Origin of the sequence: Novosphingobium jiangmenense (genome assembly GCF_015694345.1) — a bacterium.
GTDB classification, from domain to species: Bacteria; Pseudomonadota; Alphaproteobacteria; order Sphingomonadales; family Sphingomonadaceae; genus Novosphingobium; species Novosphingobium jiangmenense.
On sequence record NZ_JADQDC010000001.1, the window covers coordinates 480,593 to 502,609 of the forward strand.

The following is a 22,017-nucleotide window of genomic DNA, read 5'->3' on the forward strand; positions in this document are numbered from 1 at the left end:
CAGTCCCGGGTTTCAATCCACATCCGGCCAGACTTGCGCGAAAAACGGGTTGGCCGCCTTGTTCGCATCATAGCTCGACTGGTCGATCATGCAGGTCGGGCACCAGTGGCCACCTTTCAGGTAAAGCCTCGGCGTCATCGCGAATTCGTGCCCGAGCGCGCAGCGGAACTGCGTGGGGCTGTCGGCATCATGCAACGCACCGAGGTGCTTGCCCCCACGGAACTCGGCGGCGGACCTGAGATCGTCGCCGGTCCAGTCGTGCTCGTGCTTGCCGGTGTCGTAACCGTGATCTAGCAGCGACACTTCGCGCGATGGTTGCCGAAACTCGAAGTCCGCCCAGTCGCGCGGCAGCTTCTCCCATGCTTCGCGCGATCCGAAGTAGGCGTCGATATGCTCGCGGTCGTCATTGGCGATCCAGTTGAGCGTGCCGCCCGGCCCCTTGGCGAGCTTCTCCATCCGGCTACGCCCCACGCCCGGAAACCACCGCGCGATCAGGCGCACCAGCGCAGGCATGCCCGCCACCATTTCGCGCGCCCAATCTTCCAGCGTTTCGGAGCGGAATGGCACCATTTCCTCAAGCCGGTCGGAATCGGCGTACCACTGACCGTGGAAATTGCGCGTGGCCGACCAGTGCGGGAGGTAGCTGGCGAAGGCCTCCTTCTGCCCCAGCGCCCGGGCGGTGATGCGCGCGAACTCGTGGTTCACCACCCGCAGCTTCTCGCCCCCGCCGATGTTGTAGAACTGCTTCCAGAACGCCTCTGGCACCGCATCCTCGCAGGCGTTCGCCGCAAGGCGGGCCGAATCCCCGACCGTCACCCATTCGAACACGCCGGCGAACGGGTTGTGGAAGATGATCGGATCGAAGATCTTCCACATGTTGGGATGCGCGATACCGGTCTGGCGCAGCGAGACCCAGCGCTTCAGCCCGCTCTGCGCGACGATTGCCTCAGCCTCGGTCTTGCTGACGGCGTACTGGTCGAACCGGCTGATCTTGATCGGATCGCCAGTCCTGCCCCAATGCACCGGCGCATTGCGATGCCCGGTCTGCGCCACCGTGCCGATATAGACCAGCGAAGTCGTCTCGGCCTGCCCCGCCGCCTTGATCGCCTCGACGATGTTGCGCGCACCGCCGACGTTCACCTTCATGGTCCGCTCGGGGAACTTGTCGGCCAGGGGCGAGACCATGCCGCCGATGTGCAGCACCTGATCCACGCCCGCCACGCCTCGGCGCATGTCCTCGACATTGGTGAGATCGCCCCAGACCCACTCCACGGCGGGATTGCCATCGAAGCGCTTGACCACGGCGTGATTGCGCTCTTCCGGGCGGACCAGGGCCTTCACCCGGAACCGGTCAGCGCGCCGCACCAGCTCTGCGAGCGTGGCGCTGCCCATGTTGCCGGTCGCTCCGGTCAGGAACACGGTCTTCTTCGTGCTGATCGCCACTATTGTGCTCCGCCTGCAAAATCGCTCCCGTAAGTTCGATTAATTTCGCGATCCCGTCAACCGGTTCAATCGCGGCTTTACTTGCCCGCGCAATTTAATGTAAGCGCCCACTTATAACGATAGGGAGACCGCCGTATGGCCTCGATTCTTGCCGCAGAGCAAACCCGCTTCACCCCTCTGGCCGACAATGCCGAGCTTGCCCGGGCGCTGGACGAGGCCAATGTGCCGACCCTGCTCGCCGCCTACGTCTATCTCTCGCACGACAGCGCCATGCTCGAGGCATTCGCCCCGCACATCCGCCCCGCCTTCTCCTACCCGCCCACCGACATCCCCGAAGCGCTGGCGGATGAACTGCGCCTCAAGCTGCGCCACCTGCTCACCACCGGCGAAGGCCTTGCCGCCGGTGCCCCTGCCGACGCGCTGGTCCAGCGGATCATGTCGGTCACGGTCGGAGAGCCGGTCGAGGACGAATTCATCGAGCTGGTCTATGACCAGTGCGGCTTCCGCCCGTGGATCGACCGCAGCAAGCTGCCCGACCGGCCCGCACCCAAGGCCGGCTTCAAGGTCCTCGTCATCGGGGCGGGGATGACCGGCATGGCCGCCGCAACCAAGCTGCGCGAGGCGGGCTACGAGTTCGTCGTGATCGAGAAGAACGCCGAAGTCGGCGGCACCTGGTACGAGAACCGCTACCCCGGCGTCGGCGTCGACACGCCGAGCCACTTCTACAGCTTCAGCTGGGAGATCTGGCCTGACTGGCAGCACTACCACCCGCATGGCGCCGACATGCAGCGTTACATGACCGGCGTTGCCGACAAGTACGACTTGCGCCGCGACATCCGCTTCAACACCACGGTCGAGAAGCTGGTCTGGGACGCGAAGTCCTGCACCTGGACGGTCACCGTCCGCAACGCCGATGGCACGAGCGAAGACCTCGTCGTCAACGCCGTGATCAACGGCCACGGCCCGGTCAACCGCCTAAAGATGCCTGACATTGCCGGTCTGTCGGACTTCAATGGCCCCGTCGTCCACACCGCCGCCTACCCCGCCGACCTCGATCTCAAGGGCAAGCGCGTTGCCGTGATCGGCACCGGGGCCAGCTCGGCCCAGCTTTGCGGTGCGATCGCGCCCGAGGTCGCCGAACTGACCGTTTACCAGCGCACCAAGCACTGGGTCATCTACAACCCCGAAATTGCCCACGAGGTGAGCCAGGGGATGAAGTGGGCGCTCGGCAACATCCCGACGTTCAAGGAATGGTTCCGCTTCCGCGTCTATTGGGCGGCAGCCGATGGCCTGTTCTCGAACGTGCTCAAGGACCCGGCGTGGGCAGAAAACATGCTCGCCGTTTCCGAGGGCAACGAGATGACGCGCCAGTATGCGCTCGGCTACATGCAGCAGCGCTTTGCCGACCGGCCCGACCTGATCGAGAAGCTCACCCCCGATTTCCCGATCTTCTCGAAGCGCATCATCCTCGACAACGGCTGGTTCGATGCCCTCGCCCGCCCCAACGTCCACCTCGAAACGCAGGGCATCGCCCGCATCCTGCCGAACGGCATCGAGGCGAAGGACGGCTCGGTGTTCGAATGCGACGTGATCATCTGCGCCACCGGCTTCAACGTCTCGCAGATGGTCGGCAACCTCGTGATCAAGGGCGAAGGCGGGCGCGAGCTTGGCGAGGAATGGGGCACGGAAGACCCGCGCAGCTACCTCGGCATGTGCGTGCCGGGCTATCCCAACTACTTCCACACCGTCGGCCCCAACAGCGCGCCCAACCATGCCGCCGGACAGAACCTGATCTCCGAAGCGCAGGTCAACTGGATCATCGAGGCGCTGGACCGCATCAATGAATCCGGCGCCCGCGCCTTCGAAGTGAAGCAGGAGGCCTTCGACGCGTGGAACCGCAAGGTCGACGAGCGCATGCCGCAGATGATCTGGACGCATCCGCGCGCAAATTCCTACTACAACAACTCGAAAGGCCGTGTCTTCCTGTCATGGCCGTGGCGCCTGGTCGATTTCTTCAATGAAACGCGCCGGCCCCAACCGGGCAGCTATCGCCTGATCGACTGACGAAACCGCACCGGCCAAGCCGCAATTCTGCGCGCCATCTTGCGCAGGATCGCGGTTTGGCCGTATTCGCGGGGGCGTGAACAAGCGCATCCGTCTCCCGGCCCACGAACGCCGCGCGGTCATCCTCGGCAAGGCCCGGGCGATCTTCGCCCAGAGCGGGTACGAGGCCGCGCGCACGCAGGACATCGCGCGGGAATCCGGCGTGTCCGAAGCGCTGATGTACCGCCACTTCCCTTCGAAGGAAGTGCTCTACCGCGCGGTGCTGCGCGACGTGATCCGCGATCAGGACGCCAGCTACGACAAGCTGGCCCTGCAGGAGTTCAACGGCCGCGCCCTGATCCGCAATCTCCACGCCTATTTCAGCATCGTCGTCGATCCGGCCGAAGTGCGCATTCGGGAAGGCTTCCGTCTGCTGCTGGCCAGCCTTGTCGGCGACACCGGCTTTGCCACGCTGGTCTATCGCCGCGCCAATCGCCTGATGCAGCACCGCATCACCGCAGCGATGCAGCAGGCGCGCGCGGCGGGCGAGATCGTCGGCAGGGAAATCTCGGTCAGGAACACTTCGCTGTTCACCGAACACGTCGGCACCGTGCTCAACGTGCTCGCCACCAAGGCCGAGCGTTCGCCCTATGAGGGCAGCACCGAAGACCTGGTGCGCGATGCGGTGTGGTTCTGCTGCCGCGCCGTCGGCTTCACCGACGAGGCGATCGAGCGCCACTTGCAGGACTGATCCTGCCGCGCAGGCCCTGTGGCCTCGCGACCACCCCCTTGAGCTTTGCCCGCCTGACTCCCCGGCCGCCTGTGCCGCGCGCACAATTTTCGCGAATATCGAAAGCCGATTGGCATCGCTATTGACGATTTGCGTATCCGATGGCATCGTAAATTACGAATGCAGCGCACCTCATGCGGCCAACGAGTCGGCAGTGCGTTCAGGTGATTTGGGAGAGTCGGGGAACATGGCCAGCGCTGTCGCACTTTCGCAGACGGATGCGATTCCAACGGGCGAGGAACTTGTCGCCCGCGCAAAAGCGATGATCCCGACCTTGCGCGAACGCGCCCGCGCTTGCGTCGCCGCGCGCGACGTGCCAGCGGAATCCATCGCCGAGATGCATGAGGCGGGCTTCTTCCGCATCCTCCAGCCGCGCCGCTGGGGCGGCTACGAAATGCACCCCAACGTGTTCTACGATGTGCAGAAGGCGCTGGCCGAAGGCTGCATGTCGACCGGCTGGATGTACGGCGTTGTCGGCTGCCACCCTTACGAGATCGCGCTGTTCCACGAAGAGGCGCAAGCCGAAGTCTGGGGCAAGGACACTTCCACCCTCGTCTCGTCGTCCTACCAGCCCGTCGGCAAGGTCACCCCGGTCGAGGGCGGCTATCGCCTCTCGGGCCGCTGGGGCTTCTCGACCGGCTCGGTCCACTGCCAGTGGGTCGTGCTCGGCGCGATGGTCCCCCCGCGCGAAGAAGGCGGCGCGCCCGACATGCGCGCCTTCCTGCTGCCCCGCGCCGACTACACCATCGACACCGATAGCTGGCACGTATTCGGCCTGCAGGGCACCGGCAGCCATGACGTGATCGTCGACGATGTCTTCGTCCCCGAACACCGCACCCACCGCTCGGTCGATGGCTTCCTCTGCGCCAATCCGGGGCAGGAGACCAACCCCGGCCCGCTCTACACCCTGCCCTGGGCGCAAGTGTTCATGCGCTCGGTGTCGACCGCGGCCTTCGGCGGCGCGCGCGCGGCGATCAACGCCGCTGTCGAGATCGCGCAGAGCCGCGTCTCGACCAACACCGGCAAGGCTTCCAAGGACGATCCCTTCATGAACGCGGCCATCGCCCGCGCCCATGCCGAGGTCACCGAGATGGAGCAGACCCTGCGCCTCACCTTCGAAGACCTCATGGCCCATGCCGAGCGGGGCGAATCCATCCCGATGGAGAAGCGCACGTTCTACGCCTACAACTCGTCCAGCGTGGTACGCCGCATGGCCGATCTGGTCGACGACATGGTCAAGCTGCTCGGCGGCCGCGCGATCTACATGTCCAGCCCGATCCTGCAGCCGTGGCTCGATCTCCACGCCGGCCGCGCCCACGTTGCCAATGATCCGGCCAACCGCACCGCCGATCTCGTCGGCGGCATGCTCGGCCGCGAACCTTCCTTCACCTTCCTTTGAGCGAGCGCGCACATGGCTGATCTCAAGCACGCCAGCCACCGCGTTACCGGTGGCTACGACATCGTCATCGCCGAAGCGGGCGACGCTTCCGCACCAGCGGTCGTGTTCCTCCACGGCAGCGGCCCCGGCGCATCGGGCGCATCCAACTTCCGCCAGAACATCGACGCCTTCGTCGATGCCGGATACCGCGTGATCCTGCCCGACCTGATCGGCTATGGCGGCTCGTCCAAGCCCGAAGGGCTGGACTACACGCTGCAGCTGTTCACCGACACGGTATACGAAGCGCTCGTCGCCCACGGCGTGACCAGCGCCAGCCTCGTCGGCAATTCATTGGGCGGCGGCATTGCCCTGCTTATGACGCTCGATCATCCGGAGTTCACGAAGAACCTGGTGATGATGGCGCCGGGCTGCGTGGCAGAGCGCGAAAGCTACTTCGTGATGCCGGGCATTGCCAAGATGGTCTCCAACTTCGGCAGCCCCGATTTCGACCTGGCCGAACAGAAGCGTCTCGTCTCGAACCTGGTCCACCCCGATTTCGCGCCGAACATCCCGGACGCGCTGGTGGAAGAGCGCTTCGCCGTGGCGCGCACCCAGCCCAAGGACGTGCTGGTGCGCATGCGCACGCCCGACCTCTCGCCGCGCCTGCCCGAGATCACCCAGCCGGTCTTCGTGCTGTGGGGCCTCAACGACGAGTTCTGCCCGGAAGCGCACTCGCGCCTGTTCCTCGACCACTGCCCCGACGTGCGCGCCATTACCTTCGTCCGCACCGGCCACTGGGTCCAGGTGGAACGCGCCGCCGAATTCAACGCCTATGCCATCGAGTTCCTGAATGCCCGCCGATAAGATCCAGCACTATGGTGCGGCGCTTTACGACGCGCTGCGCGCCCGCAAGACCATCGCCCCGCTGATCGAGCAGGACCCCTCGCTGACGATCGATGACGCCTATGCGATCAACCTGGACTTCCTTTCGCGCCGCGTCGCCGATGGCGAGAAGGTCGTCGGCAAGAAGATCGGCGTGACCAGCAAGGCGGTGCAGGACATGCTCGGCGTCCACCAGCCGGACTTCGGCTTCCTGACAGACTGGATGCATGTCGAGGGCGACATCGACATCGACGCCAAGGCCCTGATCGCCCCGCGCGCCGAAGCCGAAATCGCGTTCATCCTCAAGAGCGGCCTCAACGGCCCCGGCATCACCGCCGCCGACGTTCTCGCCGCGACCGAGAGCATCGCACCCTGCTTCGAGATCGTCGACAGCCGCATCGACGACTGGAAGATCAAGATCGTCGACACCGTCTCCGACAACGCCTCCTGCGGCGTCTACGTGATCGGCGAGGAACGGCTCGATCCGGCAGGGCTGGACCTGCCCAACCTGCACGTCGCCGTCACCAAGAACGGCGAACCGCTGTCCGAGGGCTATGGCCACGCGGTTCAGGGCGATCCGGCGCAGGCCGTGGCTTGGCTTGCCAATACCCTCGGCGCCTATGGCGTGACGCTCGATGCGGGCGACGTGATCCTGTCGGGATCGCTCGTCCCCCTCGCGCCCGCCGTGAAGGGCGACCGTTTCGAAATGACTCTCAGCAACGATGCAGGGCCGCTGGGCACCTGCGTCGCCAACTTCGTTTGAGGAACACTCCATGGCACGCGTGAAGGCCGCGATCATCGGCTCGGGCAACATCGGCACCGACCTGATGATGAAGATGATCAAGTACCCGCAGAACATGGAGCTGGCGATCGTCGTCGGCATCGACGAGAATTCCGAAGGCCTCGCCATGGCGCGCGAGCACGGCATTGCCACGACCCATGAAGGCCTCGAAGGCCTGCGCAAGCACCCGCTCTACAAGGACATCGGCATCGCCTTCGATGCGACCTCGGCCTATGCGCACAAGGTCCACGACGAGGCCCTGCGCGCCGACGGTATCCAGGTGGTTGACCTGACGCCCGCCGCGATCGGTCCGTTCACCGTGCCCCCGGTCAACATGGGCCAGCACCTCGATCAGCCCAACGTCAACATGGTGACCTGCGGCGGTCAGGCGACGATCCCGATGGTCGCCGCCGTCGCCCGCGTCTCGGACAAGCTGCACTACGCCGAGATCGTGGCCAGCGTCTCCTCGCGCTCGGCCGGCCCCGGCACCCGCGCCAACATCGACGAGTTCACCCGCACCACCGCCCGCGCCATCGAGCAGGTCGGCGGCGCGGCCAAGGGCAAGGCGATCATCATCCTCAACCCTGCCGAACCGCCGATGATCATGCGCGATACCGTGTTCACCCTGTCCGAAGGCGGCGACGAGGACGCCATCCGCCGCTCGGTGGCGGACATGGTTGCCGAAGTGCAGAAGTACGTCCCCGGCTACCGCCTCAAGCAGGAAGTCCAGTTCGAACGCTTCGGCGACAACAACCGCCTCAAGATCCCCGGCCAGGGCGAGTTCACCGGCATCAAGTCGATGATCATGCTCGAAGTCGAAGGCGCGGGCGATTACCTGCCCAGCTACTCCGGCAACCTCGACATCATGACCGCCGCCGCCAAGGCCACCGGCGAACTGCTTGCCGCGCGCCGCATGGCCGCTGCTGCCGCCTGAAGGAGACCGGACGATGACTGCAACCTTCAACGTCGAACGCGGCGACAAGCTCTACATCCAGGACGTGACCCTGCGTGACGGCATGCATGCCATCAAGCACATGTACGGGATCGACCACGTTCGCGCGATTGCCGCGGCCATCGAGAAGTCGGGCGTCGACGCCATCGAAGTCGCCCACGGCGACGGCCTGTCGGGTGCCAGCTTCAACTATGGCTTTGGCGCGCACACCGACTGGGAATGGCTTGAAGCCGTGGCCGACGTGCTCGACAAGTGCGTGCTGACCACGCTGATCCTGCCCGGCGTCGGCACGGTGGAGGAACTCCGCCGCGCCTACGATATCGGCGTCCGCTCGGTCCGCGTCGCCACGCACTGCACCGAGGCCGACGTTTCGAAGCAGCACATCGGCATCGCCCGCGATCTCGGCATGGACGTCTCGGGCTTCCTGATGATGAGCCACATGATCGAGCCCGATGCGCTCGCCCAGCAGGCCGTGCTGATGGAAAGCTACGGCGCGCAATGCGTCTACGTGACGGACAGCGGCGGCGCGCTCGACATGGATGGCGTGCGTGCGCGGTTCGAGGCCTATGACCGCGTGCTGAAGCCCGAAACCCAGCGCGGCATGCACGCGCACCACAACCTCGCATTGGGCGTTGCCAACTCCATCGTCGCGGCGCAGTGCGGCGCAGTGCGCATCGATGCTTCGCTCACCGGCATGGGCGCGGGCGCGGGCAATGCCCCGCTCGAAGTGTTCATCGCCGCCATCGACCGCAAGGGCTGGAACCACGGCTGCGACGTGATGATGCTGATGGACGCCGCCGAAGATCTCGTCCGTCCGCTGCAGGACCGCCCGGTCCGCGTCGACCGCGAGACGCTCGCGCTCGGCTACGCCGGCGTCTACTCCAGCTTCCTGCGCCATGCCGAGAAGGCGGCCGAGACCTATGGCCTCGATACCCGCGCGATCCTCGTCGAACTCGGCCGCCGCAAGATGGTCGGCGGGCAGGAAGACATGATCGTCGATGTCGCGCTCGACATGCTCAAAGCGCAAGCCTGACTTCAAGCAAGCAACCGGCGAGAGGGCACCAAAAGCCCCCGCCCTACCGGGAGAGAATGCCATGATCCTCAAGGACAAGGTCGTCATCATTACCGGCGCCGGCCCCGGCATGGGCCAAGCCGCGTGCCGGGGTGCGGCAAGGGAAGGCGCCAAGGTGGTCGTCACCGCGCGCTCGAAGCAGGCCATCGAGGAAGTGGCGCACGAGATCGTCGCTGCCGGGGGCGAGGCCATCGCCGTCCCGCTCGACGTCACGCAGATGGATCAGTGCCAGGCCGCCGCCAAGGCCGCGCTCGACAAGTGGGGCCGCATCGACGGTCTGGTCAACTCGGCCTACTACCACCCCGATTGGGGCCCGCTGATCGAACATGACATCGACCAGGTCCTGCAGGCGTTCAACGTCGGCGCGGCAGGTGCCCTGCGCATGGCGATGGCCGTGTTCCCGACCATGAAGGCGCAAGGCGCAGGCTCGATCGTCAACATCTCCACCCTGTGCACCCGCAAGCCGATGCCTGGCGAAGGCGGCTATGGCATGGCCAAGGGCGCATTGAACCACATGACCCGCCACCTCGCGGTCGAGTTCGGCGGCACCGGCGTACGCGTCAACACCGCGCTGATGGGCTGGATGATGGGCGCGCCGCTGGAAGGCTTCATCCAGACGCTTGGCGAAGGGGCCGAAGCCTTCCGCACCCAGCGCGCCAGCGAAATCCCGGTCGGCCACATCCCGCCCGACGCCGATTGCGCCAAGGCGGTGTACTTCCTGCTCTCGGACTACGCCTCGGAGATCACCGGCGCGATGCTCGACGTCAACGGCGGCGACTGGGTCGCGGCATAAGGGGAAGCGCCATGCAGCTTGAATGGATGAAGACGGCAAAGTCCCTCGCCGAAGACCCGGTAGAGGGCTACGATCCCGATGCGGTCACCGTCAGCGAGGTCTTCGAGATCGCCGCACCGGCCCGCGTGGTCTGGTCGATCCTCACCGATCTTGAGAACTACAGCGCGTGGAACCCCTTCTGCATCCGCGCCGAAGGGAAGATCGAACTCGGCCATGCCGTGGTAATGACGCTGATCAACTATGCCGTGCCGGGGACGCTCTTCCCCAACTGCGAGTTCATCAGCTCGATCGTGCCCGAACGCCAGATCTCGTGGGACCTGCCCAACGATCCCGCCTGGCCCTACCCCGCCCGGCGCGACCAGATCATCGAGCCGACCGGCGAGGCCTCGTGCCGCTACTTCTCGACCGACGCGTTCCTCGGGACCAACGGCATCCACGTCTTCCGCTTTGCCGGCCCATGGGTAAAGCGTGCCTTCGACGATACCGGCCGCGCGCTCAAGGCGCGTGCCGAAATGCTCTACGCGCAAGAACAGAAAGCCTGATCCCGCAATGCCTTATACGCTTCAGCAGCTGTCCGACATGGAAGAGATCAAGGTGCTCAAGCACCGCTACTTCCGCGCCATCGACACCGGCGATTTCGCCGCCCTGCCCGCGCTGTTCACGGCAGACGTCGCCTGCACCTACAACGGCGGCACCTACAAGGTCTCGCTCAAGGGGCGCGAGGCCATGGTCGAGTTCCTGTCCAACTCGTTCCATTCGGGCGCGCTGGCCATGCATATCGGCATCATGCCCGAGATCAACGTCACCGGCGACAACAGCGCCACCGGCCTGTGGTACCTGCAGGACGTGTTCATCGACCTCGAAAAGGACGCCCACACCTTCGGCACCGCGATCTACACCGACGCTTATCGCCGCGAAGGCGGAGTGTGGAAGATCGAATCCACCTACTACGACCGCGTGATCGAAGTCCTGCGCAAGTTCAGCGAGATGAAGGGCAAGCCCACCGTCCAGCGCCTCGCCACTACCGGCCGCAAGCCCCACGAACGCACCGACATCAGCCACCTCATCCACTGGGACGAGTGAGGCGGTACGAAGCGCGCGCTACTTCAACCCGTAGCGCGCGTAGTCGGCAACCAGCCCCGGCATGACCTTGCGGAAATAGGCTAGGTCAGCCTTGGCTTCGGGCTTGCCCAACGCATTGCCGATCCACGCACGCAGGTACTGCGTCGAGACCTGCCCCGGCGCGATCTTCAGCGCCGCTTCGGCATCGGCCAGTGCCGCGACAAGGTTTCCGCTGGCAATCCCGGCCATCGCCCGGCTGTCCAGCACGGCCGAGGCGTTGGACGCCCGCTCCACCGCCTGGTTGCACACATCCATCATGCCCTCGGTGCCGACGCGGAACCGTGCGCGATACCAGCACGAAGCATTGAGCAGCGAAGTATCGCCCGGCTTCTCCTCGATCAGCGCGTCGATCTCCTTGAGTCCGTCTGTCCCCTTCCCCGCATAGCCCAGCACGTCCGAACGGACCTGCACCACCGAACTGTGCTCGTCGCCCATGTCGTCATATTCGGCGAGCAGCTTCAGCGCTTCCTCGCTCTTCCCGGCATAGCCCAGCGTGTCGGCCAGCGTCAGCGCGCTGTCCACCGAGGGCGAGAGCTTCAGCGCCTCGCGCAGGTCGGCAATCGCCTCGTCCACCCGTCCAAGCTGCCGCTTGAGGTAGCCGCGGCGCATGTAGCTCGCCGCATCCGGCGCAATCGCGATCACCTTGTCATAGTCGGCAAGCGCTCCTGTCAGGTCATAGGTCCCCGCGCGAAGCCCTGCCCGGGCGACCAGCGCGGTGGCCTGTTCCGCCACCGGCTCGCGCGCAATCGCCTTGGCATAGGCCTCCTCGACCGGCACCAGCCGCGGCTTGAGCGCGGGTGACTGATAGCGCCACGCCCGCGCGGCGGTCAGCGGCGCGGTCAGGAACGGGATCGTATTCTTCAGCCGCAGCGCCTTGGCCTTCTCGGCGGGGATTTCCGCTGCCGGAAGCTCGCCCCCCAGCGACGCATGCTCCTCGGTCACGACCAGCCGCTGCCCCTCGAGCACGCCCTTGCGCGTCACCGTCATGCCCGCATAAGTCGCTTCGTAGTCGGGCCTGCCACCCAGCTTGAAGCCCGGTTCGTCCACCGGCAGCAGAACCTCGACTTCCTCGCGCATCCGCCGCGCTGCGCCGAGATCGACCGGAAGTGCCTTCCAGCTTGCCCGGCTGCGATCGAATTCGAAGGCCTCGTTCGCGCTCGACAGGCCGGACAGGTCCAGCCGCTTGGTGCCGTCCCGACTCGTGAACTGCGTGGTAACGATGCCCTTGACCGTGGCCGTCGCCGTCCCGGTCTCGGCATCGAAGGTCATGTCGCCCTCGGTCACCAGCCCGCCGTTGCTCGAAAGCACGCCGAACATCGATTGCGCGAAACCATCGATAATCTGCTTCTTCTGCTCGGCGCTGGCCTGCGCCAGTGCCGCACCGAGGTTGCTGCCGAGCATTCCCTGGAACGTCGTCGTCGCAGTGACCAGCGCCGGAATGTCGATCCCCGCACGCTGGTCGATGGTCATCTTGACCACGCCTGAAGGCTGCTGCGGCACGCGCGGCGCGATTGCCATGAGCGGCGCACCCTCGGCGCGGATCGGCAGGGCGTGGCGGAACGGTGGCACATCGGCCAGCGTGGCGAGGCGCGTGCCGGTGGCGGTGCCGTCCAGCCAGTAGGTCGTGCCCGCGATCTCCGCCCGCACGATCACGTGATCGAAGGCGGCGGGCATCGGCAGCGAATCCGGCACGGCGTCCCCGCTCCGGCTGTTCACCGTCACCGCTTCGGCCTTGATCCCCAGAGCCTCGAGCAGCGACAGCAGCAGCAGAGACTTGGCCTTGCAATCGCCATAGCGCGAGGTCCACGTCTCGGCGGGAGCCTGCGGCACGTAGTTGCCGCCCGCCATGCCGTTGAGCAGGTAACTCACCTGATCCTGAACCAGCCGCGTCGCCAAGGCCGCGCGGGTCAGCGGATCAGGGCTGGCCGCCGCGATCTTCGCCACTTCCGCCGCGAGCGGACTGCCCGCCGGAATCGCATCCTTTGTGGAATAGAGCGGCGCAAACACGCGCGAGACCTCGTCCCAGCTGGCGAAGGTCGTCGCCTCTAGCGTCGGCTGGCGGGTAAAGCGCGATGGCACGCCTGCGGGCATCTCCTCGCGCTTGGCCAGCGGCAGGACCACGTTGACCGTGTGCCACCCGTCCTTGACCGTCTCTACCGGCGCGCCTGCCGCAGGCCCCGCCTGCCACTTCACCGCCACGCCTTCGGGCCAGGACACGCTCGACCGTGCAAACCCCGCCTCCACCGGCAGCGTCAGCAGTGGCATGTCGATCTGGACCCTGCCCTGCAGCGCCTTGTCGCGCGTCGTCTGGCTATAGGCGATGCGCAGGACGTCACCCACCTGCAGGCCGGGGATGGCCAGCGTCGCGGTCAGCAGTCCGTCGATCTGGCGCTGTTCCAGCCCGCGTTCGCGGCGGAGCACCTGATAGCGCGCCCCGCCCTTGAGCACGTCGATGACCTTTCCGCCGCGCAGGATCTCGACGCGATGGACGGTGAGGTCGCCCTTGTCGGGCATCCACGAAGCCGTGCTGGTACCGCCCTGCGTCAGCGCCTCGGGGCTACCCAGCTTGTAGGCCTGGTCGACATAGACCTTGAGCGTATCGCCCTCGATCCGCTGTTGCACGTCGAGCAGCGTGAGCGCCGTGCTGGAGGAAGTATCGATCTTCGCCGCATCGCGCACTTCGACCCATTTCGGCGCAGGTTCGTAAAGCACGGTCTCACCGGCAAATGCCGGTGCAGTACTGACAAGAAGACATGCAACGAACGAAGCGGATCTGGCAGTCACGCAATTCCCCTGTATTCAGAGGGAATACCTGCCCGCTATTGCCAAAGCTGGCAATCGCCGTTCACGCGCCTTTGTCGAGCGCCCGGATCTGCGCCAGCACCATCTCGGCGTGTTCCTTCCGGCAGATCAGCAGATCGGGCATGTACGTATCGGCCTGGTTATAGACCAGCGGGCTGCCGTCGATGCGGCTGCAGTGCAGGCCATGCGCCAGCGCCACCGCAACCGGCGCGCAGCTGTCCCATTCGAACTGCCCGCCCGAATGGAGGTAGATGTCGGCGTCGCCGAGGATCACCGCCATGGCCTTGGCCCCGGCGCTGCCCATCGGCACCAGCTCGGCCCCGATCGCTGCGGCAACATCCACCGCCTCGCGCGCCGGGCGCGTGCGGCTGACGACCATCCGTAGGGTCTCGGGCGCGGGCGGAACTTCGCGAGGCTGGTCCGTGCGCAGGACGATGCCCGCTCCGGGCAGCGCCACCGCACCAATGCTCGCCACGCCATCAAGGGCGAGGCCGACATGCACCGCCCAGTCGGTGCGCGCCTCGCCATACTCACGCGTGCCGTCCACCGGATCGACGATCCACGTGCGCGAGAACTGCAACCGGTCGAGGTTGTCCTTCTCCTCTTCCGACAGCAGCCCGTCCTCGGGCCGCTGTTCGCGCAGGGCGTGGACGAGGAACTGGTTGGCCGTGGCATCGCCCGCCTTGCCCAGCGCCTTGAGGCTGAGCATCCCGCTATCGCGCACCGTGATCAGCAGCTTGCCCGCCACTTCGGCAAGGTGCGCAGCAAGTTCGGCATCGGTCATTGCGAGATCGGTCATATTGGTCCCCTCAGGCTCGGCTTGCAATTCACCGCTCCGCCCCTAAACCAAAGCTCCCATATGGGAGGAAACGGTGGCGTTCAATCACAGCGATCAGCAGGAGCTGTTCCTGCCGCTTGTCGAGGGCGTGCATGAAACGCCGCCGTGGGGTGCGTTCATGCGCAACCTTGTTGCCCGCACTTACGCCCGCCGCGCCTTCCTGATCATCACGCTGGCCAATGCCATGCCGACGCAGGAGCCGACCGTGATCCACGTCTCGGCCCCGCGCGCGGTCAAGGAACCGCCGCTCGACTTTCGCCGTCTCAACGCGCTCGACCTGCACCCCTATGGCCAGCTCCGCCCCGGCCGCGTCTATGGCATCGACGAGATGCTCGATTTCGACAACCCGGCGCGCCTTGCCATGCAGCGCGGCGCGCTGGCCGAAATGGGCATCCGCTATGGCCGCTGGCTGCGCGTGACGGCAGGCGGCGTGGCCGACGCCTGGCTGCTGCTGGTGCGCGAGCGCGAGGACTTCTCATCCAGCGCCGTCTCCACCCTCGCCGCCATCGGCCCGCATCTTGCCGCGGGCCTGCGCACGCTTGCCGCGCTGACCGAACTGCGCCTTCAGGCCGCCATGGCTACCGCTGCGCTGGGCCGCCTCGGTGCCGGACAACTGGCCTTCGATGCCGGAGGCCGGGTCATGGCCGCAGACCCCCAGTCCGAACGCCTGCTCGCCTTTGCGCCGGCCCCTGACCCACGCGGCGGTCGCCGTCTGCAAACCCTGCCCGCCGCCGCGCTCGCGCTGGAAAAGGCCTGCACCGCCATAGCCGAGGGCCGAAGCGAGAGCGCCGTCGTGCTGCTCGATCCGGCGCGTGACCTGCACCTGCTCCTGCGCAAGTGCGACCTCGCCCTGCCCGAACCGCGCGCCATGCCTGCGGTGATCGGCACCCTGCGCCTCGACCTGCGCGAGGATGAGCGCGCCGGCACGCTGGTGCTGCGCGACGTCCACGGCCTGTCCGAACGCGAGGCCGCGCTCGCCGAAAAGCTCAGCCGGGGCGAAAGCATCATCGAGGCCGGCCGCGCCCTGCGCCTGACCGACGAGACCGCGCGCAACTATTCCAAGCGGATCTATGCCAAGACCGGCACGCGCGGCCAGGGCGACCTCGTCCGCGCGATCCTCAGCGGATTGACGCCGCTCGCCTGATGCTCTGCGAAATTCGCACTTAAGGCCGTACAGTTTGCGTTTCGCGTATCCTCAGGCAATATCCGTTCCGCATATAACGATAGACCGGAGCGGACATGATCAAGGCCATCGCACTCCTGCGGCGCAAGCCGGGCCTCACGCGCGAGGCGTTCATCGCCTATTACGAGACCCGCCACGCCCCGCTGATCCGCTCGCTCCTGCCGGAAATCGCCGACTATCGCCGCAACTACGTCGACCGCACCGGCGCCTTCGAAAGTACGGTCGCCCCGATCGATTTCGACAGCGTCACCGAGATGCGCTTCGCCAGCCGCGCCGCCTATGACGCGTTCCTTGTCCGCGCCGCAGATCCGGAAGTCGCGCGCCTGATCGCCGAGGACGAGGAGAACGTCTTCGACCGCGCCGCCACCCGCATGTTCGTCGTCGACGAAACCCCCGCCGCGTCCACCGCCCCTGCGCTCGACGACCTGCTGGCGGAACGCGCCATCCGCGAAGGCCTCGCCCGCTTCGCCCGCGTGCTCGACAGCAAGGACTGGCCGGCGCTCGCCGATGTCTTCGCCGCCGACCTGACCTTCGACTACGGCCTCGGCGAACAGGCCGGCCTCGATGCGCTGACCACCAACATGCGCCGCTTCCTCGACGTCTGCGGCCCGAGCCAGCACCTGATCGGCAGCATCACGATCACCGTCGACCCCGGCCAGGCGAGCGCCACCAGCCGCGCCTATGTCCAGGCCCGCCACCAGCGCGCGGGCGACAGCGGCGGCCCAGTGTTCGACAGCAACGGCGAATATGTCGACCGCTGGGAAAAGCGCCCGCAAGGCTGGCGCATCGTCCGCCGCGATGCGCTCTGGCAGACCCAGAGCGGCGAGGCGGCGATCATCTGGTCGGGCGCCTGATCGGGAGGCTGATCAGCCCCCGCGCGATACCGGAATCAGCGCACCACTGATGTTGCGCGCAGCAGGCGAGGCAAGGAACACGATCACCTTCGCCAGCGAGGCCGGCTGCACCCACTGCGAGAAGTCCGCATCGGGCATGTCGGCGCGGTTGACCGGCGTATCGATCACGCTCGGCAGCACCGCGTTTACGGTGCAATCCGTGCCCGCCAGTTCGGCGGCAAGGCTCTCGGTCAGCTTGTGCACGGCCTGCTTGGACGCGGCATAGGCACCCATGCCCGCCCCTGCGACCAGCGCCGAACCCGCACCGATGTTGACGATCGCCGCGCCAGCCGTCTCGCGCAGAACCGGCAGCGCCGCGCTGGTCATCGTCACGCAAGTCGTCGCGTTCATCGCGAACATGCGGGCAAAGGTGGCAGGCGCGGTGTCGCCCACCGTCTCCCAGGTGAAGCCACCCGCCACGTTGACCAGCACGTCCACGCCGCCAAGTTCGGCCTTGACCCGCTCCACCGCCGCTGCCGCCTGCGCCGCATCGGTCAGGTCCACTCCGCCAAGGTCCAGCCCGCCGGGATTGGCGTCAGGGGCCGAAGGCGCAAAGTCGATCCGCGCCACCTTGTCGCCATTGTCGCGGAAGGCCTGCGCCACCGCACGGCCCAGCACGCCGAACCCGCCCGTCACGATTACCGAACGCATCTGTCTTGAAACTCCTTCAGGGCCGCTGCGAATGGCGGATGCCGCCATCGACGACGATTTCCGCAGCGGTGATATAGCTCGCCTCGTTCGAAAGGAGGAAGCGGATAGCGGTCGCGATTTCCTCCGGCCTGCCGAAGCGGCCCTGGAAGATGCGCGGCCCGAACAGCTGCGCCATGCCGTCGCGCATCTCGCCAAGGATCGGCGTGTCGATCATGCCCGGGCTCAGCGCGTTGATGCGCACGCCCTCAAGCGCCAGTTCGTCGGCCATGGAGCGCACCAGCGAAATCACCGCGCCCTTGGCTGCAGTATAGATCGGGATCATCCCATTGCCGAACCAGGCGTTGATCGATGAGATCGCCACCACCGATCCGCCGGGATGCGCCTTGAGGTCCTCGCGGAAGGCCTGCACCAGTTCGATCACCGCGCGCACGTGCAGCGCCATCCCGGCATCGAAGTTCTCGGGCGTCACGCCATCGATGCCGGTCTGCACCGCCGTGCCTGCGCCATGGACGATGCCGCCGACGCTGCCCAATGCCGCGCGTGTTTCCGCTGCTGCCGGAGCCACGCCTTGCGGATTGCGCAAGTCCACGGCGAGGCCCAGCGCCTTCACCCCATGCCGCGCCGCAATGTCCGCCGCCGCTGCCTTGGCACCCTCGGCATTGATGTCCCACAGCGCCACCGCGCGGCCCACTTCGGCCAGCGCATGGGCAGCGGCAAGGCCGATGCCCGAAGCGCCGCCGGTAATCACCACGCCGGTTCCCGGCGCGCCCAGTCTCTCGTCACTCACGCTCATGCTGCTTCCTTGCCAGTACTCAGTCCTGCCAGGCACACCGTATCGAATCCGAGCACATGCGCGACGCGACCCAGGCCGACCCACGCCGCCGTGCAATGTGCCAGATCGACGATCTCGCCATCAGCGAACGCGCCGTGCATCCGCGCCCAGAAGTCCTCGTCCGCCGCCAGCCCCTGCGGATCGGTGCCGAAGCGCTCGGCAAACTCGATGGCCAGCCGCTCACGGTCCGAGAACAGCGGTGCGGTGCGCCATTCCGTCACTGCGGCATAGAACGCCTCGTCCGGGCCGGGGCCATTCGCGGTCACCAGCTTCTGCCCCGGATCGCCGGCCACGCTGTAGAGCTGCGGCACGTCGCGTTCGGCGCGGAAATCGCGGCAGACCATGCAGCCGTTGATCTGCGCCGTGCGCATCCGCGCGCCCTCGAACTCGCGCAGCGACAGCCTGCTGGTGCGATAGACCGCCTCGGAAAAGGCCGCGCCTGCCGCCATGATCGGCACCGCATGGGTGCGCGCGGCATAGCCATAGGGATTGGCCTGCTCGCTCTCGGGAATCGCAATCCGCGCCATCGCTCCGCTCCTCTGCCGCTTGTCGTTGTTGTCGCCTCACATACCCGGCGAGCCGGGGAAGCCATGGTAGTAGGTGCCCACCGTCATCCCGCCATCGACGACGATCTCCGCACCATGCAGATAGGAAGCATCGTCGCTGGCAAGGAACGCGCTGGCCGCCGCCACTTCCTCGGGCGCGCCGATGCGCTGCAGCGGCACTTCGCCATAGCTCTTGTCCAGTTCGCTGCGCGCGACGCCCGAATGGTTGGACATCACCGTGTCGACCCCGCCGGGATGGACCGAGTTCACCCGCACGCCCTTGTGGCCCAGTTCCATCGCCGCAACCTTCGTCAGCCCGCGCACGCCCCATTTGGACGAGGCATAGGCGACAAGGCTGTTCGCGCCCTTCATCCCGTCGACCGACGAGACGTTGACGATCGAACCCTGCCCCCGCGCGATCATCCCCGGCGCCACCGCCTTGATGCCCAGGAACTCGCCGACAAGGTTGACGCCCAGCACGCGCTCGTAATCGGCCTTGGTCGTCTCCAGCAGGCTCTTGAACATCAGGATGCCGGCATTGTTGACCAGCACGCCCACCGGGCCGAGGTCTGCCTCGACCGCCGCCACCACGCTCGCCCAGCTTTCCTCGCTGGTCACGTCGAGCTTGTAGTAGCGCGCCGCATCGCCCAGTTCCGCCGCCAGTGCCGCGCCTTCGGCCTCGAGCACGTCGGCGATGGCAACCTTGGCGCCTTCCGCCACAAAGCGCCGCGATGTCGCCGCGCCCATGCCGCGCGCACCGCCGGTGATGATGGCAACCTTGCCTTCAAGCTTTCCCATGATCTCTCCCGTTTATCTCATCGTTGTGTTGCGCAAGGTGCCCACCCCGCTGCGACTAGGTTCGCTTCGCTCTCCAAGTCTCGCGGCCCTCCCGCCTGCGGGAGGGCAGAAACATCGCTCGCATCTCCCCTCCCCCTTCGACAAGCTCAGGACGAGCGGGAGGGGTTGCCCTCTTTACCCCCCTCCCGCAGGCGGGAGGGGTTGGGGGTGGGCATAAGCACTCACGCCCCGATCTCCGGCACCACAATTTCCGGCACCGGCCCCATCGGCGGCACGTTGTGGGACCAGCCCATCTCCTCGTAGCGCTCGGCAATGCGCCAGCCGTCCGCCGTGCGCACCAGTCGGTCGCGGTACCAAAGGCCGATGAAGAACACCTGTTCCGTCCCGTCCTGCGCCTTGTGGGTCATCGGGTTGAACAGGATCGTCCGGCTGCGCGCCTCGTCGCCGTCAAGCTCCAGCTTGGTCGTGGCGACCATGTGCTGGAACGTGGGGAAGCGTTCGAGCGCGACCGGCAGCCAGGCCTTGATCTCGGCCAGCGTGCCTTTCGCGCCCCCGGTCTCGCTGTAGTCAATCCGCGCGTCGGGCGTGAACACCGTGTCGAGCGCGGCCCAGTCGCGCTCGTCGATGGCAAAGCTGTAGCGCGCGAACAGGTCCTGTATCTCGATCCTGTCCGATATCTCCTGCAGCGAAAGCATCGACCGCCCTTCCCGTTTCAGGCCCGCTCAAGCGACCTTCTGGCCGGGGCGCTTGTCCAGCGTCACGTGCAAGCCGTTGACGCGGCCCTGGATTTCCAGGGCCTTGTCGCGCGGGTTGTAGAACTGGCGGTACCACAGGCGCACCTTGGCGTAAGGGCCGTCCTTGGGGATCGCCAGCGGGTTGATGCAGGCGCGCTTGTTCGCCCAGATCTCCACGTCCTGCGCAAAGGCAAGGCGGCTGCCTTCCTGATAGGCCAGCGCCATTTCACGATCCTCGGCCGTCGTCTCGCGGCTGCCATCGTGGACCTTGACCATCAGCGCATGCCACGAGCGCGTCACCCCGTCCTCGACCGGGGTATTGGCGATCATGATGAAGCTGTCGAACGTGCCCGCCATTTCCGACTGGAGGAAGCCCGGCCCTTCATACCAGGTATCCAGCACCAGCGCGTCCTCGGGGTTCGCGGTCAGCGTGCGGTGCCCGGCGCTGTAGTACTGGTGGAGGTGCGGCCCCATGAACTCGTTGGCGAAATACTGCCAGTCGGTCGCGCCGTGGATCGGCACGAAGTGGCCGAAGTCGGCCATGTTGTCGACGATCTCGATGCCGTGGCTGTTGAGATCGCCCATGTAGTCGATCTTCCACTCGATCCAGCCCGGCTCGCCATAGTGGCCGCCGAAGTTGGCCAGTTCGACATCAGGCTCCAGCCCTTCGGGATCGTGCCACATCCAGATGATCCCGGCGCGTTCGATCACCGGATAAGTGCCGAGCTTGGCCGCCTTGGGGATGAAGTCCGAATAGGGAATGTGGTTGCACGCACCATCGGTGCCGAAGCGCCAGCCGTGGAACGGGCAGCGGATCGATTCGCCTTCGACATGCTCGCCATCGCGGACGATGTAGGAGGTGCTGTTCTTTGCCAGATGCGCGCCCATGTGCGGGCAATAGGCATCGACGATATAGGGCTTGCCGCTCTCGCCGCGGTAGATCACCAGATCCTTGCCGAAATAGCGGATCGGCGCGGGCGTGCGCGTGGCATCGGCGGAAGTGCCGACCATGAACCAGCCGCGCGCGAAATCGAACTCACCCAGGCCATACTCTTTCGAGGTCGCCATCTGCATCACTCCTGTAACCACTGCGCCGTTCAGCTTTGGCCGCGAACCCCGGCCGCATCAGCGCATTTTAAGGTCTGAACACCGAATCATGGGCGATTTGCGAATTTCCTGCGCGCTCGCCCTGCCCCATTACGATGGCACGCCTTGGGCTTCAGGGCAAGCCGTGGCGTTCATGGCTCCTGCGTCGCGAATACACTCCCTCCTTACGCAAACATCGGATAAAGTCCGCGCTCTGTTCTTGAATTGCGCTTGCAATGATCCTTTGCGCTATGCGGCAGTCAGCGCCAGTGAGCTTGCGAATTCGTAGCCGAGCGCAGCCAATCCTGCGCGTTTGCAAATCCCGCGTCCCGACTGAAGGCGACAATCCCGACCTTGCCCTCGCCTTGCGGATTTTGTAAGTAACACTAACAAAACAGG

General features: G+C 66.1%; 21 protein-coding genes. 12 read left to right on the forward strand and 9 right to left on the reverse strand.

Annotated features, from left to right (window positions below; genetic code table 11):
• Positions 1–12: 12 nt before the first annotated feature.
• Positions 13–1,443, reverse strand: a complete 1,431-nt coding sequence (locus tag I2488_RS02135) for an NAD-dependent epimerase/dehydratase family protein (RefSeq protein WP_343070963.1) — start codon at positions 1,441–1,443, stop codon at positions 13–15.
• Between the two features lie 135 nt (positions 1,444–1,578).
• Between I2488_RS02135 and I2488_RS02140 the strand changes: the two genes are divergently transcribed.
• The 10 genes from I2488_RS02140 to I2488_RS02185 all read left to right on the forward strand — a co-directional run bounded on the left by I2488_RS02140 (position 1,579) and on the right by I2488_RS02185 (position 11,217).
• The gene (locus I2488_RS02140; protein WP_196274149.1) at positions 1,579–3,507 is read left to right on the forward strand and encodes a flavin-containing monooxygenase; all 1,929 of its coding nucleotides are present in this window, start codon (positions 1,579–1,581) and stop codon (positions 3,505–3,507) included.
• Between the two features lie 76 nt (positions 3,508–3,583).
• The gene (locus I2488_RS02145; protein ID WP_196274150.1) at positions 3,584–4,237 is read left to right on the forward strand and encodes a TetR family transcriptional regulator; all 654 of its coding nucleotides are present in this window, start codon (positions 3,584–3,586) and stop codon (positions 4,235–4,237) included.
• Positions 4,238–4,463: 226 nt separating this feature from the next.
• Positions 4,464–5,675, forward strand: a complete 1,212-nt coding sequence (locus I2488_RS02150) for an acyl-CoA dehydrogenase family protein (protein WP_196274151.1) — start codon at positions 4,464–4,466, stop codon at positions 5,673–5,675.
• 12 nt (positions 5,676–5,687) lie between these two features.
• A complete protein-coding gene (locus I2488_RS02155) occupies positions 5,688–6,518 on the forward strand; it encodes an alpha/beta fold hydrolase (protein WP_196274152.1) in 831 nt (276 codons plus the stop codon).
• Positions 6,505–7,299 carry a fumarylacetoacetate hydrolase family protein gene (locus tag I2488_RS02160; protein ID WP_196274153.1) on the forward strand — a complete coding sequence of 265 codons (795 nt, stop codon included), beginning with the start codon at positions 6,505–6,507 and terminating at the stop codon, positions 7,297–7,299. Before I2488_RS02155 ends, I2488_RS02160 begins: the two co-directional genes overlap by 14 nt.
• Before the next feature lie 10 nt (positions 7,300–7,309).
• Entirely contained in the window at positions 7,310–8,251 is a 942-nt protein-coding gene (locus I2488_RS02165; RefSeq protein ID WP_196274154.1) for an acetaldehyde dehydrogenase (acetylating), read from the forward strand.
• 13 nt (positions 8,252–8,264) lie between these two features.
• Complete coding sequence (gene dmpG / locus I2488_RS02170; protein WP_196274155.1) at positions 8,265–9,302, forward strand: 4-hydroxy-2-oxovalerate aldolase; 1,038 nt, start codon at positions 8,265–8,267, stop codon at positions 9,300–9,302.
• 61 nt (positions 9,303–9,363) lie between these two features.
• Positions 9,364–10,134, forward strand: a complete 771-nt coding sequence (locus tag I2488_RS02175) for an SDR family oxidoreductase (protein WP_196274156.1) — start codon at positions 9,364–9,366, stop codon at positions 10,132–10,134.
• An 11-nt stretch (positions 10,135–10,145) separates the two neighbouring features.
• Positions 10,146–10,676, forward strand: a complete 531-nt coding sequence (locus I2488_RS02180) for an SRPBCC domain-containing protein (protein ID WP_196274157.1) — start codon at positions 10,146–10,148, stop codon at positions 10,674–10,676.
• Between the two features lie 7 nt (positions 10,677–10,683).
• Positions 10,684–11,217: a nuclear transport factor 2 family protein gene (locus I2488_RS02185; protein ID WP_196274158.1), complete on the forward strand. Its 534-nt coding sequence runs from the start codon at positions 10,684–10,686 to the stop codon at positions 11,215–11,217.
• Positions 11,218–11,235: 18 nt separating this feature from the next.
• Here the strand turns inward: I2488_RS02185 and I2488_RS02190 are convergent, their stop codons facing one another.
• Positions 11,236–13,968 (reverse strand): DUF3857 domain-containing protein, encoded by a 2,733-nt coding sequence (locus tag I2488_RS02190; protein WP_196274159.1) that lies wholly within the window; start codon positions 13,966–13,968, stop codon positions 11,236–11,238.
• A gap of 133 nt (positions 13,969–14,101) precedes the next feature.
• Positions 14,102–14,842 carry a 3'(2'),5'-bisphosphate nucleotidase CysQ gene (locus tag I2488_RS02195; protein ID WP_196274266.1) on the reverse strand — a complete coding sequence of 247 codons (741 nt, stop codon included), beginning with the start codon at positions 14,840–14,842 and terminating at the stop codon, positions 14,102–14,104.
• 88 nt (positions 14,843–14,930) lie between these two features.
• On the opposite strand from I2488_RS02195, the gene I2488_RS02200 reads away from it, so the two are divergent.
• On the forward strand, positions 14,931–16,040 hold the full coding sequence (locus I2488_RS02200; RefSeq protein ID WP_196274160.1) for a LuxR family transcriptional regulator: 1,110 nt from the start codon (positions 14,931–14,933) through the stop codon (positions 16,038–16,040).
• Between the two features lie 95 nt (positions 16,041–16,135).
• Positions 16,136–16,933: a nuclear transport factor 2 family protein gene (locus I2488_RS02205; protein WP_196274161.1), complete on the forward strand. Its 798-nt coding sequence runs from the start codon at positions 16,136–16,138 to the stop codon at positions 16,931–16,933.
• A 12-nt stretch (positions 16,934–16,945) separates the two neighbouring features.
• On the opposite strand, the gene I2488_RS02210 is transcribed toward I2488_RS02205, so the two are convergent.
• From I2488_RS02210 to I2488_RS02235, 6 genes are all read right to left on the reverse strand, one after another.
• On the reverse strand, positions 16,946–17,623 hold the full coding sequence (locus I2488_RS02210) for an SDR family NAD(P)-dependent oxidoreductase (protein WP_196274162.1): 678 nt from the start codon (positions 17,621–17,623) through the stop codon (positions 16,946–16,948).
• 16 nt (positions 17,624–17,639) lie between these two features.
• A complete protein-coding gene (locus I2488_RS02215; protein WP_196274163.1) occupies positions 17,640–18,416 on the reverse strand; it encodes an SDR family NAD(P)-dependent oxidoreductase in 777 nt (258 codons plus the stop codon).
• A complete protein-coding gene (locus tag I2488_RS02220) occupies positions 18,413–18,982 on the reverse strand; it encodes a carboxymuconolactone decarboxylase family protein (RefSeq protein ID WP_196274164.1) in 570 nt (189 codons plus the stop codon). Before I2488_RS02220 ends, I2488_RS02215 begins: the two co-directional genes overlap by 4 nt.
• A 36-nt stretch (positions 18,983–19,018) precedes the next feature.
• Positions 19,019–19,798, reverse strand: coding sequence for an SDR family NAD(P)-dependent oxidoreductase (locus I2488_RS02225; RefSeq protein WP_196274165.1), 780 nt, complete (start codon positions 19,796–19,798; stop codon positions 19,019–19,021).
• A 221-nt stretch (positions 19,799–20,019) separates the two neighbouring features.
• Entirely contained in the window at positions 20,020–20,493 is a 474-nt protein-coding gene (locus tag I2488_RS02230) for a nuclear transport factor 2 family protein (RefSeq protein ID WP_196274166.1), read from the reverse strand.
• Between the two features lie 27 nt (positions 20,494–20,520).
• Positions 20,521–21,600, reverse strand: coding sequence for a 3-ketosteroid-9-alpha-monooxygenase, oxygenase component (locus I2488_RS02235; RefSeq protein WP_196274167.1), 1,080 nt, complete (start codon positions 21,598–21,600; stop codon positions 20,521–20,523).
• Between the last annotated feature and the right edge of the window lie 417 nt (positions 21,601–22,017).

Bases quoted from the DNA above. Each gene is read 5' to 3' on its own strand.
- I2488_RS02235 (WP_196274167.1), bottom strand. From the start codon at position 21,600: ATGGCGACCTCGAAAGAGTATGGCCTGGGTGAGTTCGATTTCGCGCGC.
- I2488_RS02175 (WP_196274156.1), top strand. From the start codon at position 9,364: ATGATCCTCAAGGACAAGGTCGTCATCATTACCGGCGCCGGCCCCGGC.
- I2488_RS02150 (WP_196274151.1), top strand. From the start codon at position 4,464: ATGGCCAGCGCTGTCGCACTTTCGCAGACGGATGCGATTCCAACGGGC.
- I2488_RS02185 (WP_196274158.1), top strand. From the start codon at position 10,684: ATGCCTTATACGCTTCAGCAGCTGTCCGACATGGAAGAGATCAAGGTG.
- I2488_RS02210 (WP_196274162.1), bottom strand. From the start codon at position 17,623: ATGCGTTCGGTAATCGTGACGGGCGGGTTCGGCGTGCTGGGCCGTGCG.
- I2488_RS02165 (WP_196274154.1), top strand. From the start codon at position 7,310: ATGGCACGCGTGAAGGCCGCGATCATCGGCTCGGGCAACATCGGCACC.
- I2488_RS02140 (WP_196274149.1), top strand. From the start codon at position 1,579: ATGGCCTCGATTCTTGCCGCAGAGCAAACCCGCTTCACCCCTCTGGCC.
- I2488_RS02225 (WP_196274165.1), bottom strand. From the start codon at position 19,798: ATGGGAAAGCTTGAAGGCAAGGTTGCCATCATCACCGGCGGTGCGCGC.
- I2488_RS02180 (WP_196274157.1), top strand. From the start codon at position 10,146: ATGCAGCTTGAATGGATGAAGACGGCAAAGTCCCTCGCCGAAGACCCG.
- I2488_RS02215 (WP_196274163.1), bottom strand. From the start codon at position 18,416: ATGAGCGTGAGTGACGAGAGACTGGGCGCGCCGGGAACCGGCGTGGTG.
- I2488_RS02230 (WP_196274166.1), bottom strand. From the start codon at position 20,493: ATGCTTTCGCTGCAGGAGATATCGGACAGGATCGAGATACAGGACCTG.
- I2488_RS02220 (WP_196274164.1), bottom strand. From the start codon at position 18,982: ATGGCGCGGATTGCGATTCCCGAGAGCGAGCAGGCCAATCCCTATGGC.
- I2488_RS02205 (WP_196274161.1), top strand. From the start codon at position 16,136: ATGATCAAGGCCATCGCACTCCTGCGGCGCAAGCCGGGCCTCACGCGC.
- I2488_RS02160 (WP_196274153.1), top strand. From the start codon at position 6,505: ATGCCCGCCGATAAGATCCAGCACTATGGTGCGGCGCTTTACGACGCG.
- dmpG (WP_196274155.1), top strand. From the start codon at position 8,265: ATGACTGCAACCTTCAACGTCGAACGCGGCGACAAGCTCTACATCCAG.
- I2488_RS02155 (WP_196274152.1), top strand. From the start codon at position 5,688: ATGGCTGATCTCAAGCACGCCAGCCACCGCGTTACCGGTGGCTACGAC.
- I2488_RS02195 (WP_196274266.1), bottom strand. From the start codon at position 14,842: ATGACCGATGCCGAACTTGCTGCGCACCTTGCCGAAGTGGCGGGCAAG.